Origin of the sequence: Pantoea sp. ICBG 1758 (assembly GCF_002928325.1) — a bacterium.
Classification (GTDB): domain Bacteria; phylum Pseudomonadota; class Gammaproteobacteria; order Enterobacterales; family Enterobacteriaceae; genus Pantoea; species Pantoea eucrina.
The window spans coordinates 1-15,527 of record NZ_POWL01000005.1 but is presented as its reverse complement, the minus strand read 5'-3'; the positions used below and the strand labels follow the sequence as shown (position 1 = coordinate 15,527).

Below are 15,527 nucleotides of genomic sequence, written 5' to 3'. Positions count from 1 at the left end.
ATGACGCTAACCCCTCTTATTACCGGCGCGCTTGAAACCGCGCTGAATCGTGTACTTTATCGCGATCGTAGCCTGAAAGTCGCCCGGCAGCGCCTGGCAGGTAAGGTGCTGCTGCTGCGGCTGCAGGAGCTCGATTTTCCCCTTGTGCTGGTCTTCAGCGAAACGCGACTGGACGTGCTGGGCGACTGGCAGGACAGCAGCGACTGCAGCGTCAGCCTGCGCCTGAGTACGTTGCCTAAACTGCGCGATCGCCAGCAGCTCACCGGCCTGATCCGCAGCGGCGAGCTGAACGTTGAGGGCGATCTGCAGGTGGTACAGCAGTTCTCCGCATTAATGGATCTGGCTGAACTCGATCCGGCAGAGTATCTGGCACCCTGGACCGGTGATATTGCGGCACAGGGTATCAGTCAGGCCGGCAGGCGGGCGCTGGCTTTTGCGCAGCAGCAGGTAACGCGCCGTCAGGACTATCTCAGCCAAGTGGTAACCGAAGAGTGGCGGCTGGCGCCGGGTGCGCTGGAGCTGGCATGGTTTGCAGAAGAGGTTGAAGCGATGGAGCGTTCACTAAACGCCTTTGAGGCGCGTCTGGCACAGCGGGAGGCGAAATGACGCTCGGAGAACTTCGGCGCTTATATTTTATCGTTAAAATTTTTCTGACCTACGGGCTGGATGAACTCATACCGCACATGCGCATCACGCTGCCGCTGCGGCTGTGGCGCCGCTGCGTATTCTGGATCCCCAACCGGCATAAAGAAGCGGAGATGGGCCTGCGCCTGCGTCTGGCAATGGAGCAGCTTGGCCCGGTCTGGATCAAGTTTGGTCAGATGCTCTCAACCCGTCGCGATCTGTTTCCGCCTAAAATTGCCGACGAGCTGGCAATCCTGCAGGATCGCGTCGCGCCGTTTGACGGCGTAAAAGCAAAAGCGCAGATTGAGCGCTCGATTGGCGGTCCGGTTGAGACCTGGTTTGACGATTTCGATATCAAACCGCTCGCCTCTGCCTCTATTGCTCAGGTCCACACCGCGACGCTGAAATCTAACGGCCGCAAAGTGGTCATCAAAGTGATCCGCCCTGATATCCTGCCGGTAATCAAAGCGGATATGAAGCTGATCTACCGGCTGGCACGCTGGGTGCCGCGCCTGTTGCCGGATGGTCGCCGCCTGCGTCCGATGGAAGTGGTCCGCGATTACGAAAAAACGCTGATTGATGAACTCAATCTGCTGCGGGAAGCGGCCAATGCGATTCAGCTGCGCCGTAATTTTGATCAGAGCCGCATGCTCTACGTACCGGAGGTCTACTCCGATTACTGCAGCGAAACCATGCTGGTGATGGAGCGGATTTACGGGATCCCGATCTCCGATGTCGCCACGCTGGAGCAGCACGGCGTCAATATGAAGCTGCTGGCTGAACGCGGCGTGCAGGTTTTCTTTACCCAGGTATTTCGCGACAGCTTCTTTCACGCCGATATGCATCCGGGCAACATTTTTGTCAGTTACGATCGTCCGGAAGATCCGCAATATATCGGTATCGACTGCGGGATTGTGGGATCGCTTAACAAAGAAGATAAGCGCTATCTGGCCGAAAACTTTATTGCCTTTTTTAACCGCGACTACCGCAAGGTAGCGGAACTCCACGTGGATTCCGGCTGGGTGCCGCCCGATACTAACGTTGAAGATTTTGAGTTTGCAATCCGCACCGTCTGCGAACCGATTTTTGAGAAGCCGCTGGCGGAGATCTCATTTGGTCACGTGCTGCTGAACCTGTTCAACACGGCGCGCCGCTTTAATATGGAAGTGCAGCCGCAGCTGGTGCTGCTGCAAAAAACGCTACTCTATATTGAAGGGATTGGACGTCAGCTCTATCCGCAGCTCGATTTATGGAAAACCGCGAAGCCGTTTCTGGAAGAGTGGATCAAAGATCAGATCGGTCTTCCGGCGCTGGTACGTAAGGTTAAAGAGAAAGCGCCTTTCTGGGCAGAGAAACTGCCAGAACTGCCGGAACTGTTTTACGACAGCATGCGCCAGCATAAGTTATTGCAGCACAGCGTTGATAAACTGGTTAATGAACTGAACGCGCAGCGCACCCGGCATCACCAGTCGCGCTACCTGTTTGGCGTGGGGGCCACGCTGCTGTTAAGCGGGACGGCAGTACTCCTGAGCCGGCCTGACTGGGACTTCTTCCCGGCGCTGTTAATGGCGGCGGGCATCGTGACCTGGCTGGTGGGCTGGCGCAAGACAAACTAATTGTTTGCCTGGTGCAAATCGCGTAATGTCGCAGGCCGGAGCCGGTTTCCCGGCCCGCCACATTACAGTTTTTCGTTTTGTTAAGTATTTCAGAGGCATATCTCATGGGCGGTATCAGTATCTGGCAATTGTTAATCATTGCCGTCATCGTTGTACTTCTGTTCGGCACCAATAAACTGCGCAACCTCGGTTCAGATCTTGGCTCATCCATTCGCGGCTTTAAAAAAGCGATGAGTGATGAAGATGAGAAAAAAGATCTGCCTAAAGAGCAGGATGCTGACTTCAATGCCAAAACGCTGGCAGATAAACAGCATGACCCGGTGAATAAAGATCAGCCGCGGGATAAGTAAGGTGTAACTGTGTTCGATATTGGCTTTAGTGAACTGGTTCTGGTGTTCGTGATCGGCCTGATTGTACTCGGGCCGCAACGTCTGCCGGTGGCGGTAAAAACGGTAGTGGGCTGGATCCGGGCAATTCGCTCGCTGGCGGCTAATGTGCAGCACGAGCTGGCGCAGGAGCTAAAGCTGCAGGAGTTGCAGGACAGCCTGAAGAAAGTGGAAGAGGCGGGAAAGGGAACGCTCTCTCCGGAGCTGAAGCAGTCAATGGAAGAGCTGCGTAAAACCGCTGACTCCATGAAGCGCTCTGTTCAGCAGAGTATTGATATCGAAAAAGCGGAGGATGAAGCGAATACGATTCATCAGCCTGCCGCGGTTAAACCTGATGTGCCGCCGGCTACTGCCGTCACGCCGGCGCAGGCGGAGCATCACGCCAGCGCTCCGGCGCAGGCACCTGCCGCCGCAGAAACCGTCAGCGATCGGGCTGATGCGGCGCACTCACCCACCCCCCTTTCTGCAAAAGATGAACGATAACCATGGCTGTTGAAGATACCCAGCCGCTCATCAGCCATCTGATCGAGCTGCGTAAGCGTCTGCTGAACTGCATCATTGCCGTGTTTGCGATTTTTCTCTGCCTGATCTATTTCGCTAACGACATCTATCACGCGGTCGCCGCACCGCTGATCAGCCAGATGCCGGCCGGCGCCAGTATGATTGCCACAGATGTTGCCTCGCCATTTTTTACGCCGATCAAGCTGACCCTTATTGTCTCGGTGTTTCTGGCGGTCCCGGTGATCCTCTATCAGGTATGGGCATTTATCGCGCCAGCGCTCTACCGGCATGAACGCCGGCTGGTTATGCCGCTGCTTTTCTCCAGTACGCTGCTGTTCTACGTGGGTGTGGCTTTTGCCTACTTTATTGTCTTTCCGCTGGCGTTTGGCTTTTTTGCCAAAACTGCGCCGCAGGGCGTCACCATTGCGACCGACATTACGAACTATCTCGACTTTGTCATGACGCTGTTTATGGCGTTTGGCGTTGCGTTTGAAGTGCCAATAGCCATCGTACTGCTCTGCTGGACCGGGATCACCACGCCGGACGATTTGCGAAAAAAACGGCCTTATATTCTGGTCGGCGCTTTCGTTGTTGGGATGCTGCTCACACCGCCAGACGTTTTTTCCCAAACTTTGCTCGCTATTCCGATGTACTGCCTGTTTGAAGTCGGCGTATTCTTTTCCCGCTACTACGTGGGTAAAGGGCGTAAAGCGGCAGAGGAAGACTCCTGATCGCGTTTACGCAGGACGCCCCGTTGCGCGCGGGGTGAAAGCATTTTACAAACCGCCCGCCTGCCGGGCGGTTTTTATTTGGGGAAAGAGATGTTTGATATCGGTGTAAACCTGACCAGCACGCAATTCGCAAAAGATCGCGCTCAGGTGGTTAAGCGCGCGCGCGAAGCAGGTGTCACCGGCATGCTGCTTACCGGCACTAACGCGCTGGAGAGCCAGCAGGCACGACAGCTGGCAGCGCAGCATCCCGGCTACTGCTGGTCTACGGCCGGCGTCCATCCGCATCACGCCAGTGAGTGGTCCGCAGAAACAGCCAGTACGCTGCGCCGCCTGGCAGAGAGCGAACAGGTAGTTGCCATAGGGGAGTGCGGGCTCGACTTCAACCGCAATCTGGCTGCGCATCAGCAGCAGGAGTATGCATTCGATGCCCAGCTGGCGCTGGCTGCCGAGCTGCAGCTGCCGGTATTTTTACACTGCCGCGAAGCGCACGATCGCTTTGTTGCGGTGCTGGAGCCGTGGCTGCCGAAGCTGGCGGGAGCGGTGGTGCACTGCTTTACCGGCACGCGTGCGGAGCTGGAAGCCTGCCTGGCGCTGGGCCTCTCTGTGGGCATTACCGGCTGGGTGTGTGATGAACGCCGCGGAATGGCGCTGCGTGAGATGCTGCCGCTGATCCCGGCGGAGCGTTTACTGCTGGAGACGGACGCGCCTTATTTACTGCCGCGCGATATGCGGCCCCGTCCGGCCTCGCGGCGCAATGAACCCTGTTTTCTGCCTCATCTGGTACAGCAGGTGGCGGGCTGGCGCGGAGAGACGGCGGAGGCGCTGAGTGCGCAGGCCGACGCAAACGCGCGTCAGCTGTTCAGGCTGGCTTAAACCTTACGAAACAGTTTGTTATCCACACTGCGCATCACCTGCTTATTCAGCAGGTTCAGCAACAGGATCGAACGGGTTTCTCCGTCGGGCTCGGCAAAAATCGCCCGCAGCCCTTCAAACGTGCCGTCGGTGATAAGCACTTCATCGCCCGACTGCGGCGTTTCAGGATCCAGAACAATCTGTGGTGTATCGGTCTGCAGTGCTTCAATCACTTCATAGGGCACCGTGGCGGGCATAGCGCCGAAGCGCACAAAATGGCTGACGCCGCGCGTGCTGCTGATGGTGGTGGTATGAATCGCTTCCGGATCGAATTCGATAAACAGATAGTTAGGGAACAGCGGCTCACTGACAGTGGTGCGTTTACCGCGCACCAGTTTCTCCATCGCGATCGTTGGACTGAGGCATGTTACTGCCTGACGCTCAAGATGTTCCTTAGCGCGCAGCAGCTGTCCGCGTTTGCAATAGAGTAAGTACCAGGATTCCATAACTGCCCCCAAATAATGGATGCCAAGAATAACAAACCTGCAGTCAGAGTTATAGCGCATCGGCTGGCGTATACCGTACCGGCCAGAGAAATTCTCTGCGAATTTTCTGATTAGTGCGTTATCTGTGCGCTTTGCGGCAAGAGAATTGACGACCAGGGCGCATCTGTATCAGACTGCCAGACCATTACGGATCTGCACGATTTCCCGATTCACTCTGGCCGGAAAACTGAAGCCACATGAAATACCAGGACTTACGAGATTTTCTTTCGCTGCTGGAACAGCGTGGCGAGCTCAAGCGCATCACTCAGGAGATTGATCCTGAACTGGAGATGACCGAAATCGCCGACCGCACGCTGCGTGCCGGCGGCCCGGCGCTGCTGTTTGAAAACCCCAAAGGGTATGACATGCCGGTGCTGTGTAACCTGTTTGGCACGCCAAAGCGCGTGGCCATGGGTATGGGGCAGGAGGAGGTCAGCGCGCTGCGCGACGTCGGTAAACTGCTGGCATTTCTGAAGGAGCCGGAGCCGCCCAAAGGCTTCCGCGATCTCTTTGACAAAATGCCGCAGTTTAAGCAGGTGCTGAATATGCCAACAAAGCGTCTGCGCAATGCTCCCTGTCAGGAAGAGATCTTCAGCGGCGATGAGGTTGATTTGTCGCGTATTCCGGTGATGAAGTGCTGGCCTGGCGATGCGGCACCGCTGATTACCTGGGGGCTGACCGTTTCGCGCGGACCGCATAAAGAGCGGCAGAACCTGGGGATCTACCGCCAGCAGGTTATCGGCAAAAACCGGCTGATTATGCGCTGGCTGTCGCACCGCGGCGGCGCGCTCGATTTTCAGGAGTGGTGCAAAGCCCACCCCGGCGAACGCTTTCCGGTCGCGGTGGCGCTGGGTGCCGATCCCGCCACCATACTGGGCGCGGTCACGCCGGTGCCGGATACGCTCTCGGAGTACGCCTTCGCCGGCCTGCTGCGCGGCAATAAAACCGAAGTGGTAAAATGCGTCTCCTGCGATCTGGAAGTGCCCGCCAGCGCGGAAATTGTGCTGGAAGGCTACATTGAACCGGGCGACATGGCGCCGGAAGGTCCCTATGGCGACCATACCGGTTACTATAATGAAGTAGACAGCTTTCCGGTCTTTACCGTTACGCACGTTACGCAGCGGCGTAAACCGATCTATCATTCCACCTATACCGGTCGTCCACCCGATGAGCCTGCGGTACTGGGGGTGGCACTGAATGAAGTGCTGGTGCCAATCTTAATCAAACAGTTTCCGGAAATTGTCGATTTTTATCTGCCGCCTGAAGGCTGCTCCTACCGCCTGGCGGTAGTGACGATTAAAAAACAGTACGCAGGACATGCCAAGCGGGTGATGTTTGGCGTCTGGTCATTTCTGCGTCAGTTTATGTACACCAAATTTGTTATTGTGTGTGACGACGACGTAAACGCGCGCGACTGGAATGATGTGATTTGGGCGATTACCACCCGCATGGACCCGGCGCGCGATACCGTACTGGTAGAGAATACGCCGATCGATTACCTCGACTTTGCTTCACCGGTTTCGGGGCTGGGCTCCAAAATGGGGCTGGATGCTACTAATAAATGGCCGGGTGAAACGCAGCGCGAGTGGGGCACGCCGATCGTCAAAGATCCGGCGGTCACCGCGCGTATTGACGCAATCTGGGATGAGTTAGCAATCTTTGCCGAACCGCCGCAGCGCTGACGGCAGCAGAGAACCATAAGAAAGGGCAATTATGACGACGTTAAGCTGCAAAGTGACTTCGGTTGAGGCGATTACCGACACCGTATATCGCGTGCGCCTGATCCCGGAAGCGGAATTTAGCTTTCGCGCCGGTCAGTATCTGATGGTGGTAATGGATGAGCGCGACAAGCGTCCTTTCTCCATTGCCTCAACGCCAATGGAGAAAGAGATTATTGAGCTGCACATTGGCGCATCCGATCTCAATCTTTACGCTATGGCCGTGATGGATCGCATCAGAAGCGACCGCCAGGTAACGATTGATATGCCGCATGGTGATGCGTGGCTGCGGGAAGAGAGCGAGCGCCCGGTGATTCTGATCGCCGGCGGCACCGGCTTTTCCTACGCGCGTTCACTGCTGCTGACCGCGCTGGCGCAGCAGCCCGATCGTGATATCGCCATTTACTGGGGCGGACGTGAACTGCAGCACCTCTACGATATGGATGAGCTGGAAGCGCTGGCGGTAAAACACCCGAATCTCAAGGTGATTCCAGTGGTTGAGCAGCCTGCAGATGGCTGGCAGGGGCGCAGCGGGACGGTACTGACCGCCGTTATGCAGGATCATGCCGATCTGAGCGGCCATGACATCTATATCGCCGGACGCTTTGAGATGGCAAAAATTGCCCGTGAGCGTTTCTGCAGCGAGCGCGGCGCGCTGGAAGCGCAGATGTATGGCGATGCCTTTGCGTTTATCTGAGGCGCAGCCGTAAAAAAGCCCGCCCGGAAGGGCGGGAACACGTGCGATTCACAGGTCTCTGTTTTAGATACGTTCAAATACGGTGGCGATGCCCTGACCCAGGCCGATACACATGGTTGCCAGGCCAAACTGCACGTCATGCTGTGTCATCTGGTTGAGCAGGGTGGTACTGATGCGCGCGCCGGAACAGCCCAGCGGATGCCCCAGCGCAATCGCCCCGCCATTCAGGTTTACTTTCTCATCCATCTGCGCCATAAGCCCTAAATCTTTGATGCAGGGCAGGGTTTGCGCAGCAAAAGCCTCATTAAGTTCAAACAGTCCGATATCCGCTGCGCTGAGTCCGGCACGCTTCAGCGCCATTTTGCTGGCGGGAACCGGGCCGTATCCCATAATTGAAGGATCGCAGCCGGTTACCGCCATACTGCGGATACGCGCACGCGGGGTGATGCCCAGTTCACGGGCGCGGCTTTCACTCATGATCAGCATGGCGGCAGCGCCGTCAGAAAGCGCGGATGAACTGCCGGCGGTCACCGTGCCGCTCACCGGATCAAACGCCGGCCGCAGCGCGGCCAGACCCTCCAGGCTGGTCTCCGGACGGATGACCTCATCACTCTCATAGCGCTTCAGCACGCCATCGGAGTCGTGCCCCCAGGTGGGAATAATTTCGCGGGCAAAATCGCCGCGCTGCGTCGCCGCCCATGCACGCTGATGCGAACGGAAAGCAAACGCATCCTGCTGTTCGCGGCTGATATGGTGCATGCGCGCCAGCATTTCCGCTGTCAGGCCCATCATGCCGGCGGCTTTTGCCACTGTCCGGCTCAGGCCGGGATGGAAATCAACGCCGTGGCTCATCGGGACATGGCCCATATGCTCAACGCCGCCAATCAGGCAGGTCTGCGCATCGCCGGTCATAATGGCCCGGGCAGCATCATGCAGCGCCTGCATAGATGAACCGCAGAGGCGATTCACCGTGCTGGCGGGCACGCGGTGCGGAATTTCCGCCAGCAGCGCCGCGTTGCGCGCAATATTAAATCCCTGCTCCAGCGTCTGCTGCACGCAGCCCCAGATGATATCATCCAGCGAGGCGGGGTCGATCGCCGGGTTGCGGCTCAGCAGCTCCCGCATCAGATGTGCTGAGAGATCTTCCGCCCGCACCTGACGAAAGGCGCCGCCTTTAGAGCGGCCCATGGGCGTGCGTGCGGCATCAATAATGACGACATTTTCCATCTCTGTTCCTCAGGCGCGCTGCAGCGACGCTTCATCAATAGGTTGAACGGCGGGGTACCAGCTCTGATGCGCGTGCGCACGCTGCACCAGCGCCTCCGGCAGCGTATAAAGCGCGCCGAGATGTGCGTAGCGTCTGGCCTGGTCGACCACATTGCTGTTACCGAGCGTATCAAGATAGCGGAAAGCGCCGCCGCGGAATGGCGGGAAGCCGAGGCCATAGACCAGCGCCATATCTGCTTCTGCCGGTGAGGCGATAATCTTCTCTTCCAGACAGCGCACCACTTCATGCAGCATCGGCAGCATCATACGGTTGATAATCTCTTCATTGCTGAATGCGCGTGCTGGTTCACTGACGCTGCTCAGCAGCGTATCGGCGTCCGGATCGTGTATCTTCTGCGGTTTGCCTTTTTTATCCTGTTCCCAGCGGTAGAAGCCGAGGCCGTTTTTCTGCCCAAACCGGCCCGCATCAAACAGGACATCGATGGCATCCCGATAGTTTTTCTGCATGCGCGCCGGAAAGCCCTGCGCCATGACCTGCTGCGCATGATGGGCGGTATCGATACCGACCACATCCAGCAGCCACGCCGGCCCCATTGGCCAGCCAAACTGCTGCTCCATGACTTTATCAATCTGGCGATAATCAGCGCCGTCGCGCAGCAGCAGGCTGAAAGCCGCAAAATAGGGGAACAGTACCCGGTTAACAAAGAAACCGGGACAATCGTTAACCACGACCGCTGTTTTTCCCATTTTGCTGGCCCACGCCACCACCTTACTGATGGTCGCTTCTGAGGTCTGTTCGCCGCGGATCACTTCCACCAGCGGCATGCGCGGTACCGGATTGAAAAAGTGCATACCGCAGAAATTTTGCGGACGCTGCAGCGCTTTCGCCAGTTCGCTAATCGGGATGGTTGAGGTGTTCGAGGCGAGAATGGCATCGTCCCGCAGCTGCTGTTCGGTCTCAGCGAGCACTTTCGCTTTGACCGCCGGATTCTCCACTACCGCTTCTACCACCACATCAGCGCGGCGGAAACCGCTATACTCCAGCACCGGCTGGATAGTTGTCAGCACGGCAGCAAGTTTCGCACCATCAATTTTGCCGCGCGCCAGCTGCTTATTCAGCAGCTTGCTGGCTTCATTCATACCCAGCGTCAGCGCTTTTTCACTGATATCTTTCAGGATAACGGGTACGCCTTTCCACGCTGACTGCCAGGCAATCCCGCCCCCCATGATGCCGGCACCCAGCACGGCGGCCTGCTGCGGCAGCTCTGCGCGGGCGCTATGTTTTTTCGCCAGGCTTTTGACATATTGATCGTTAAGGAAAATGCCGACCAGCGCGCGGGCAACATCGCTCTGTGCCAGCGGCACAAACGCAGCCGTTTCAAGCTTAAGCGCATCATCGCGCGTCAGCCCGGCGGCAGCTTCAATTGTTTTCACCGCTGTCAGCGGGGCAGGGTAGTGTTTACCTGCCGTCTGCAGCACCATGCTTTTCGCCAGCGTAAAGCTCATCGCGGCTTCAACCGGACTCAGCTTCAGCGGCGCCAGCTTCGGCGCCCGGCGTGCCTGCCAGCTCTGCTGGGTAATGGCGTCGTGCAGCATAGTGAGCGCGGCGCTGCGCAGTTTGTCGCGGCTGACCACGGCATCGACCAGACCCAGCTTCAGCGCGCTTAATCCATCCACATCTTTGCCGGCGGCAATGATCTCCAGCGCGCTGTCGGCTCCCAGCAGGCGCGGCAAACGCACGCTACCGCCAAAGCCTGGCATGATGCCGAGTCGGGTTTCCGGCAGGCCAATACGCGTCTCCGGCGTCGCGACGCGCAGATCGGTTGCCAGCACACACTCGCAGCCACCCCCCAGCGCATAGCCATCAATGGCGGCAATGGTCGGCACCGGCAGATCTTCCAGCCGGTTAAAAATGCTGTTAGCAAAGGTCAGCCACGCGCTCAGTTTCTCTTCAGGGGCATCAAACAGCGAAAGAAACTCGGTGATATCCGCGCCGACGATAAAAGCGGGTTTGGCGGAGCTTAACAGCAGACCGCGCAGACCGGGCTGCTGCTGCAGTACATTCAGCGCCTCTCCCAGGCTGGCGACGGTTTTAATATCAAGTTTATTGACCGAGCCGGGAGCATCGAAAACCAGCTCGGCAACGCCGTCTTCGAGCCAGTGTAATGAAAGGGTATCGCCTTGGTAGAGCATATCCGTCTCCTGAAACCGCGAAAAGTGATCTGGTCATACCAGATGAACAGGAGTGTGAGCGGCCTGCCCCTCTTTTGCAAACGGCAGTGTGCTTATTTGATACCGCGATCACAGGCTGGCTGGCGCGCCAATAGCGGCGCGGCTATGCTACACTGCGGCCACTTTCGCGACATCGGAGACTCGTTCATGGATTCACTGAAAACACTGTATCAGGCGCATATCAAAACGCTGCAGCAGCGGGCGCAACAGATTCTGGCGCGCGGCAAACTGGATGCGCTGCTGATCCACTCCGGCGAGCTACAGACCGTTTTTCTGGATGATCACACCTATCCGTTTAAAGTGAATCCGCAGTTCAAAGCCTGGGTGCCGGTCACGCAGGTGCCGAACTGCTGGCTGTGGGTCGACGGCAGCAATAAACCTAAACTGTGGTTCTATTCACCCGTCGACTACTGGCATAACGTCGAGCCGCTGCCGGAGAGCTTCTGGACCGGAGATGTTGATGTCATCGGGCTGAAAAATGCAGATGAGATTGCACAGCTGCTGCCAGCATCGCGTGAAAACGTCGCCTACATTGGCCCGGTACCGGAACGTGCTGCGCAGCTGGGCTTCAGCAGCGCGCAGATCAACCCGCAGGCGGTCATCGATTTCCTGCATTATCATCGCAGTATCAAAACGGATTATGAGCTCGCCTGCCTGCGTCAGGCGCAGAAGCTGGCGGTTGCTGGCCATCGCGCGGCTAAAGAGGCGTTTTTCTCCGGCATGAGCGAGTTCGATATTAACCTCGCCTATCTTACCGCTACCGGGCACCGGGATACGGATGTGCCGTATGGCAATATTGTGGCGCTGAACGAACATGCAGCCGTGCTGCACTACACCCGGCTCGATCACCAGCCGCCAGCCAAACGTCACAGCTTCCTGATTGACGCCGGCGCTGAGTATGCAGGATATGCAGCAGATTTAACCCGCAGCTATGCGGCGCAAAGTAAAACGCGCTATGCCGAGCTGGTGGAGGCAATGAATAAAGAGGAGCTGGCGCTGATCGCTACGCTGAAAGCGGGCGTGCGCTATACCGATTATCATCTGCAGATGCATCAGCGCATTGCGCGTTTGTTGCTGAAATTTGGTCTGGTAAAAGGCCTGACGGAAGAGGCGCTGGTGGCAGAGAATCTCACCGGACCTTTCATGCCGCACGGCCTGGGTCATCCCCTCGGGCTGCAGGTACATGATGTGGCCGGTTTTATGCAGGACGATCGCGGCACGCATCTGGCTGCGCCGGCGCAATACCCTTATCTGCGCTGCACCCGGGTGCTGGAGCCCGGCATGGTACTGACCATTGAGCCGGGCTTCTATATTATCGATTCGCTGCTGGCGCCGCTACGCGGGGGTAAGTACACCCAGCACTTTGACTGGCAGGCGATTGATGCGCTGAAGCCGTATGGCGGAATTCGCATTGAAGATAATGTGGTGATCCACCCTAATCGCATTGAGAACATGACGCGCGACCTGCACCTGGCCTGATGGACGCTTATGATATTCCGGCTGAGGCGATAAGCAGCAGCGAAGAGATGATCAAAAAAAGCCGCTTTATCACTCTGCTGGCGCATACGCCGGGTGCTGAAGCGGCGCGGGCGTTTGTGCAGCGGGTCAAAAGCGAGCATCCCGCTGCGCGGCATCACTGCTGGGCCTGGGTTGCCGGTGCTCCGGACGATTCACAGCTACTGGGCTTCTCCGACGATGGCGAACCCTCCGGCACGGCAGGTAAGCCGATGCTGGCGCAGCTGATGGGGAGCGGCCTTGGTGAGATCACTGCCGTAGTCGTACGCTATTATGGCGGCATCATGCTGGGGACCGGCGGGCTGGTCAAAGCTTACGGCGGCGGGGTGCAGCAGGGACTGAAACAGCTGCCGCGTCAGCGCAAAGTGCCGATGCAATCTTTTATGCTGCGCTGTGATTATGCACAGATGAGCGATATAGAACGCCTGCTGCAGCGTTTTGACGGCGTTACCGAAGAGAGCCGCTATGAAGATTGCATCACGCTGCGCATTGCGCTGCCTCATGCGCAGATAGCGGCCTTTAAGCAAAACCTCTCTGACTACAGCCGGGGTGCGCTAGCGCTGCTCCCGCTGGATAACTGAACAAAGGACACGGCTGAATGCACTTCCGCGCCATTACCCGCATTGTGGGTCTGCTGGTTATTTTATTCTCGGTAACCATGATTGTACCGGGTTTAGTGGCGCTGATTTATCGCGACGGTGCCGGCCGCGCCTTCAGTCAGACGTTCCTGATGGCGATTGTCATTGGTTCGCTGCTCTGGTGGCCCAACCGTAAACAGAAGACCGAACTTAAACCGCGCGAAGGCTTTCTGATTGTGGTGCTGTTCTGGACGGTACTGGGCAGCGTCGGTGCAATGCCGTTTATCTTTGCCGAGCAGCCTCACCTCTCCGCGACCGATGCCTTTTTCGAATCCTTTTCCGGCCTGACGACGACGGGTGCAACGACGCTGGTGGGGCTCGACTCCCTGCCGAAAGCGATTCTGTTTTACCGGCAGATGCTGCAGTGGCTGGGCGGTATGGGGATTATCGTGCTGGCCGTTGCCATACTGCCGATTCTGGGCGTTGGTGGCATGCAGCTTTATCGCGCCGAAATGCCCGGGCCGCTGAAGGACAATAAGATGCGGCCGCGTATTGCAGAGACAGCAAAAACGCTGTGGCTGATTTATGTTGTGCTGACCATCGCCTGCGCGCTGGCCCTGTGGCTGGCCGGCATGCCGATGTTTGACGCTATCGGGCACAGCTTTTCTACCATCGCGATTGGCGGTTTCTCCACGCACGATGCCAGCATCGGCTATTTTAACAGCCCGACGATCAACACGATTGTTGCGGTGTTTCTGCTGATTTCCGGCTGTAACTACGGCCTGCACTTTTCACTGCTGAGCGGGCGTAACCTGAAGGTTTACTGGCGCGATCCTGAATTCCGGATGTTTATTGGCGTGCAGTTTACGCTGGTGGTGATCTGCACGCTGGTGCTCTGGCTGCATAATGTTTATGACAGCGGCTGGCAAACGCTGAATCAGGCTTTTTTCCAGGTAGTGTCATGGGCAACAACGGCGGGCTTCACCACAGATAGCATTGCACGCTGGCCGCTGTTCCTGCCGGTGCTGCTGCTCTGCTCAGCATTTATCGGTGGTATGGCTGGCTCAACCGGGGGCGGCCTGAAGGTTATTCGTATTCTGCTATTGTTCAAGCAGGGTTCACGTGAGCTAAAACGTCTGGTGCACCCTAATGCGGTTTACACCATTAAGCTTGGCAACCGGGCGCTGCCGGAGCGTATTCTGGAAGCGGTATGGGGTTTCTTCTCCGCCTATGCGCTGGTGTTTCTGCTCAGCATGCTGGCAATTATCGCGACCGGCGTTGATGACTTCTCCGCGTTTGCTGCCGTTGCGGCAACGCTGAACAACCTTGGGCCGGGGCTGGGTGTAGTCGCAGACAACTTCACAACCATGAATGATGTGGCGAAATGGATATTGATCCTGACGATGCTGTTCGGGCGTCTTGAGGTCTTTACGCTGCTGGTGCTGTTCACGCCGACTTTCTGGCGTGAATAAGAGAAACAGGAACCTGTAATGAAAGCATTAATACTTTATTCCACCCGCGACGGACAAACCCGCGAAATTGCAGCGCGTATTGCTCAGACTCTGGTACCGCAGCAGTTATGTGATGTGCAGGATCTTGCAGAGACGAGACAGATTGACTGGTCGCAGTACGATCGCGTACTGATAGGCGCCTCGATTCGCTATGGTCATTTTGATACGGCGCTGATGAAGTTTGTCACGCAGCACCGGCAGTCGCTGCAGCAGCGGGTAAGCGGATTTTTTAGCGTGAATCTGACGGCGCGCAAAGCTGACAAGCGTTCCCCGCAAACCAATGCCTATACCCGCAAATTTCTTGAGCAGTCACCGTGGCAGCCCGACTGCTGCGCTGTGTTTGCCGGCGCGTTACGTTATCCGCGCTATCGCTGGTTTGATCGGGTAATGATTCAGTTAATTATGCGCATGACCGGTGGTGAAACCGATACCTCTAAAGAAGTCGAGTACACCGACTGGTCTGCAGTGAGCAGATTTGCGTATGAATTTGCGCAGTTACCAGGCAAATCGTTGTGAAATAGAGCGTTGTGGCGAAAAATAGCGCGAACGATTCTTTTTTTGTATTTAACGCTTGTCAGCCCGGAAGAACTCCCTATAATGCGCCTCCATCGACACGGCACACCGGCTTACGGAAAACGGCGTCGACAGGAAGATTCGGTAAGAACTTCCGCCGGAGAAAACGCTGAAAAAAGTGGTTGACTCCGGAGGAGGAAAGCGTAATATACGCCACCTCGCAGCAGACGCTTAAGGCGCTGGCTGCACCGCTCTTTAACAATTTATCAGACAATCTGTGT

16 protein-coding genes are annotated in these 15,527 nt (G+C 57.0%); 12 read left to right on the top strand and 4 right to left on the bottom strand.

The genetic code is table 11. From position 1 onward, the window contains the following. From C1Y41_RS15890 to tatD, 6 genes are all read left to right on the top strand, one after another. On the top strand, nucleotides 1-606 hold the full coding sequence (locus C1Y41_RS15890; RefSeq protein WP_104085847.1) for an SCP2 domain-containing protein: 606 nt from the start codon (nucleotides 1-3) through the stop codon (nucleotides 604-606). Then, on the top strand, nucleotides 603-2,240 hold the full coding sequence (ubiB, locus tag C1Y41_RS15885) for a ubiquinone biosynthesis regulatory protein kinase UbiB (protein WP_039381801.1): 1,638 nt from the start codon (nucleotides 603-605) through the stop codon (nucleotides 2,238-2,240). Before C1Y41_RS15890 ends, ubiB begins: the two co-directional genes overlap by 4 nt. Before the next feature lie 104 nt (nucleotides 2,241-2,344). Beyond that, nucleotides 2,345-2,590: a twin-arginine translocase TatA/TatE family subunit gene (gene tatA / locus C1Y41_RS15880; RefSeq protein WP_039381803.1), complete on the top strand. Its 246-nt coding sequence runs from the start codon at nucleotides 2,345-2,347 to the stop codon at nucleotides 2,588-2,590. A gap of 9 nt (nucleotides 2,591-2,599) precedes the next feature. After that, a complete protein-coding gene (gene tatB, locus C1Y41_RS15875; RefSeq protein ID WP_104085846.1) occupies nucleotides 2,600-3,109 on the top strand; it encodes a Sec-independent protein translocase protein TatB in 510 nt (169 codons plus the stop codon). A 2-nt stretch (nucleotides 3,110-3,111) separates the two neighbouring features. After that, on the top strand, nucleotides 3,112-3,858 hold the full coding sequence (gene tatC, locus C1Y41_RS15870) for a Sec-independent protein translocase subunit TatC (RefSeq protein ID WP_039381808.1): 747 nt from the start codon (nucleotides 3,112-3,114) through the stop codon (nucleotides 3,856-3,858). Between the two features lie 90 nt (nucleotides 3,859-3,948). Next, nucleotides 3,949-4,731: a 3'-5' ssDNA/RNA exonuclease TatD gene (gene tatD, locus C1Y41_RS15865; RefSeq protein ID WP_104085845.1), complete on the top strand. Its 783-nt coding sequence runs from the start codon at nucleotides 3,949-3,951 to the stop codon at nucleotides 4,729-4,731. On the opposite strand, the gene rfaH is transcribed toward tatD, so the two are convergent. Next, nucleotides 4,728-5,216 carry a transcription/translation regulatory transformer protein RfaH gene (gene rfaH / locus C1Y41_RS15860; RefSeq protein ID WP_039381813.1) on the bottom strand — a complete coding sequence of 163 codons (489 nt, stop codon included), beginning with the start codon at nucleotides 5,214-5,216 and terminating at the stop codon, nucleotides 4,728-4,730. The genes tatD and rfaH overlap by 4 nt on opposite strands. A gap of 236 nt (nucleotides 5,217-5,452) precedes the next feature. Between rfaH and ubiD the strand changes: the two genes are divergently transcribed. Both ubiD and fre read left to right on the top strand, forming a co-directional pair. Beyond that, nucleotides 5,453-6,937 (top strand): 4-hydroxy-3-polyprenylbenzoate decarboxylase, encoded by a 1,485-nt coding sequence (gene ubiD / locus C1Y41_RS15855; RefSeq protein ID WP_039381814.1) that lies wholly within the window; start codon nucleotides 5,453-5,455, stop codon nucleotides 6,935-6,937. 31 nt (nucleotides 6,938-6,968) lie between these two features. Further along, nucleotides 6,969-7,670, top strand: coding sequence for an NAD(P)H-flavin reductase (gene fre, locus C1Y41_RS15850; protein WP_039381815.1), 702 nt, complete (start codon nucleotides 6,969-6,971; stop codon nucleotides 7,668-7,670). A gap of 63 nt (nucleotides 7,671-7,733) precedes the next feature. Here the strand turns inward: fre and fadA are convergent, their stop codons facing one another. Further along, on the bottom strand, nucleotides 7,734-8,897 hold the full coding sequence (fadA, locus tag C1Y41_RS15845) for an acetyl-CoA C-acyltransferase FadA (protein WP_104085844.1): 1,164 nt from the start codon (nucleotides 8,895-8,897) through the stop codon (nucleotides 7,734-7,736). 9 nt (nucleotides 8,898-8,906) lie between these two features. After that, nucleotides 8,907-11,090, bottom strand: a complete 2,184-nt coding sequence (gene fadB / locus C1Y41_RS15840; RefSeq protein ID WP_104085843.1) for a fatty acid oxidation complex subunit alpha FadB — start codon at nucleotides 11,088-11,090, stop codon at nucleotides 8,907-8,909. A 186-nt stretch (nucleotides 11,091-11,276) separates the two neighbouring features. On the opposite strand from fadB, the gene pepQ reads away from it, so the two are divergent. The 4 genes from pepQ to hemG are packed head-to-tail and all read left to right on the top strand — an operon-like array spanning nucleotide 11,277 to nucleotide 15,249. Then, complete coding sequence (gene pepQ / locus C1Y41_RS15835) at nucleotides 11,277-12,608, top strand: Xaa-Pro dipeptidase (protein WP_071668198.1); 1,332 nt, start codon at nucleotides 11,277-11,279, stop codon at nucleotides 12,606-12,608. Beyond that, the gene (locus C1Y41_RS15830; protein WP_104085842.1) at nucleotides 12,608-13,225 is read left to right on the top strand and encodes an IMPACT family protein; all 618 of its coding nucleotides are present in this window, start codon (nucleotides 12,608-12,610) and stop codon (nucleotides 13,223-13,225) included. The genes pepQ and C1Y41_RS15830 overlap by 1 nt, the downstream gene beginning before the upstream one ends. A gap of 17 nt (nucleotides 13,226-13,242) precedes the next feature. Then, on the top strand, nucleotides 13,243-14,694 hold the full coding sequence (trkH, locus tag C1Y41_RS15825) for a Trk system potassium transporter TrkH (RefSeq protein WP_065647777.1): 1,452 nt from the start codon (nucleotides 13,243-13,245) through the stop codon (nucleotides 14,692-14,694). An 18-nt stretch (nucleotides 14,695-14,712) separates the two neighbouring features. Then, entirely contained in the window at nucleotides 14,713-15,249 is a 537-nt protein-coding gene (hemG, locus tag C1Y41_RS15820; protein WP_104085841.1) for a menaquinone-dependent protoporphyrinogen IX dehydrogenase, read from the top strand. A 76-nt stretch (nucleotides 15,250-15,325) separates the two neighbouring features. Here hemG and C1Y41_RS20255 read toward each other — a convergent pair. Next, nucleotides 15,326-15,527: hypothetical protein (locus C1Y41_RS20255; protein WP_211049661.1), on the bottom strand; the 202-nt coding region annotated here is incomplete at its 5' end.

Coding starts and splice junctions, on each gene's coding strand:
- ubiD (WP_039381814.1), top strand. CDS start 5,453: ATGAAATACCAGGACTTACGAGATTTTCTTTCGCTGCTGGAACAGCGT.
- tatD (WP_104085845.1), top strand. CDS start 3,949: ATGTTTGATATCGGTGTAAACCTGACCAGCACGCAATTCGCAAAAGAT.
- hemG (WP_104085841.1), top strand. CDS start 14,713: ATGAAAGCATTAATACTTTATTCCACCCGCGACGGACAAACCCGCGAA.
- pepQ (WP_071668198.1), top strand. CDS start 11,277: ATGGATTCACTGAAAACACTGTATCAGGCGCATATCAAAACGCTGCAG.
- tatC (WP_039381808.1), top strand. CDS start 3,112: ATGGCTGTTGAAGATACCCAGCCGCTCATCAGCCATCTGATCGAGCTG.
- ubiB (WP_039381801.1), top strand. CDS start 603: ATGACGCTCGGAGAACTTCGGCGCTTATATTTTATCGTTAAAATTTTT.
- C1Y41_RS15890 (WP_104085847.1), top strand. CDS start 1: ATGACGCTAACCCCTCTTATTACCGGCGCGCTTGAAACCGCGCTGAAT.
- C1Y41_RS15830 (WP_104085842.1), top strand. CDS start 12,608: ATGGACGCTTATGATATTCCGGCTGAGGCGATAAGCAGCAGCGAAGAG.
- fadB (WP_104085843.1), bottom strand. CDS start 11,090: ATGCTCTACCAAGGCGATACCCTTTCATTACACTGGCTCGAAGACGGC.
- rfaH (WP_039381813.1), bottom strand. CDS start 5,216: ATGGAATCCTGGTACTTACTCTATTGCAAACGCGGACAGCTGCTGCGC.
- trkH (WP_065647777.1), top strand. CDS start 13,243: ATGCACTTCCGCGCCATTACCCGCATTGTGGGTCTGCTGGTTATTTTA.
- tatA (WP_039381803.1), top strand. CDS start 2,345: ATGGGCGGTATCAGTATCTGGCAATTGTTAATCATTGCCGTCATCGTT.
- fre (WP_039381815.1), top strand. CDS start 6,969: ATGACGACGTTAAGCTGCAAAGTGACTTCGGTTGAGGCGATTACCGAC.
- fadA (WP_104085844.1), bottom strand. CDS start 8,897: ATGGAAAATGTCGTCATTATTGATGCCGCACGCACGCCCATGGGCCGC.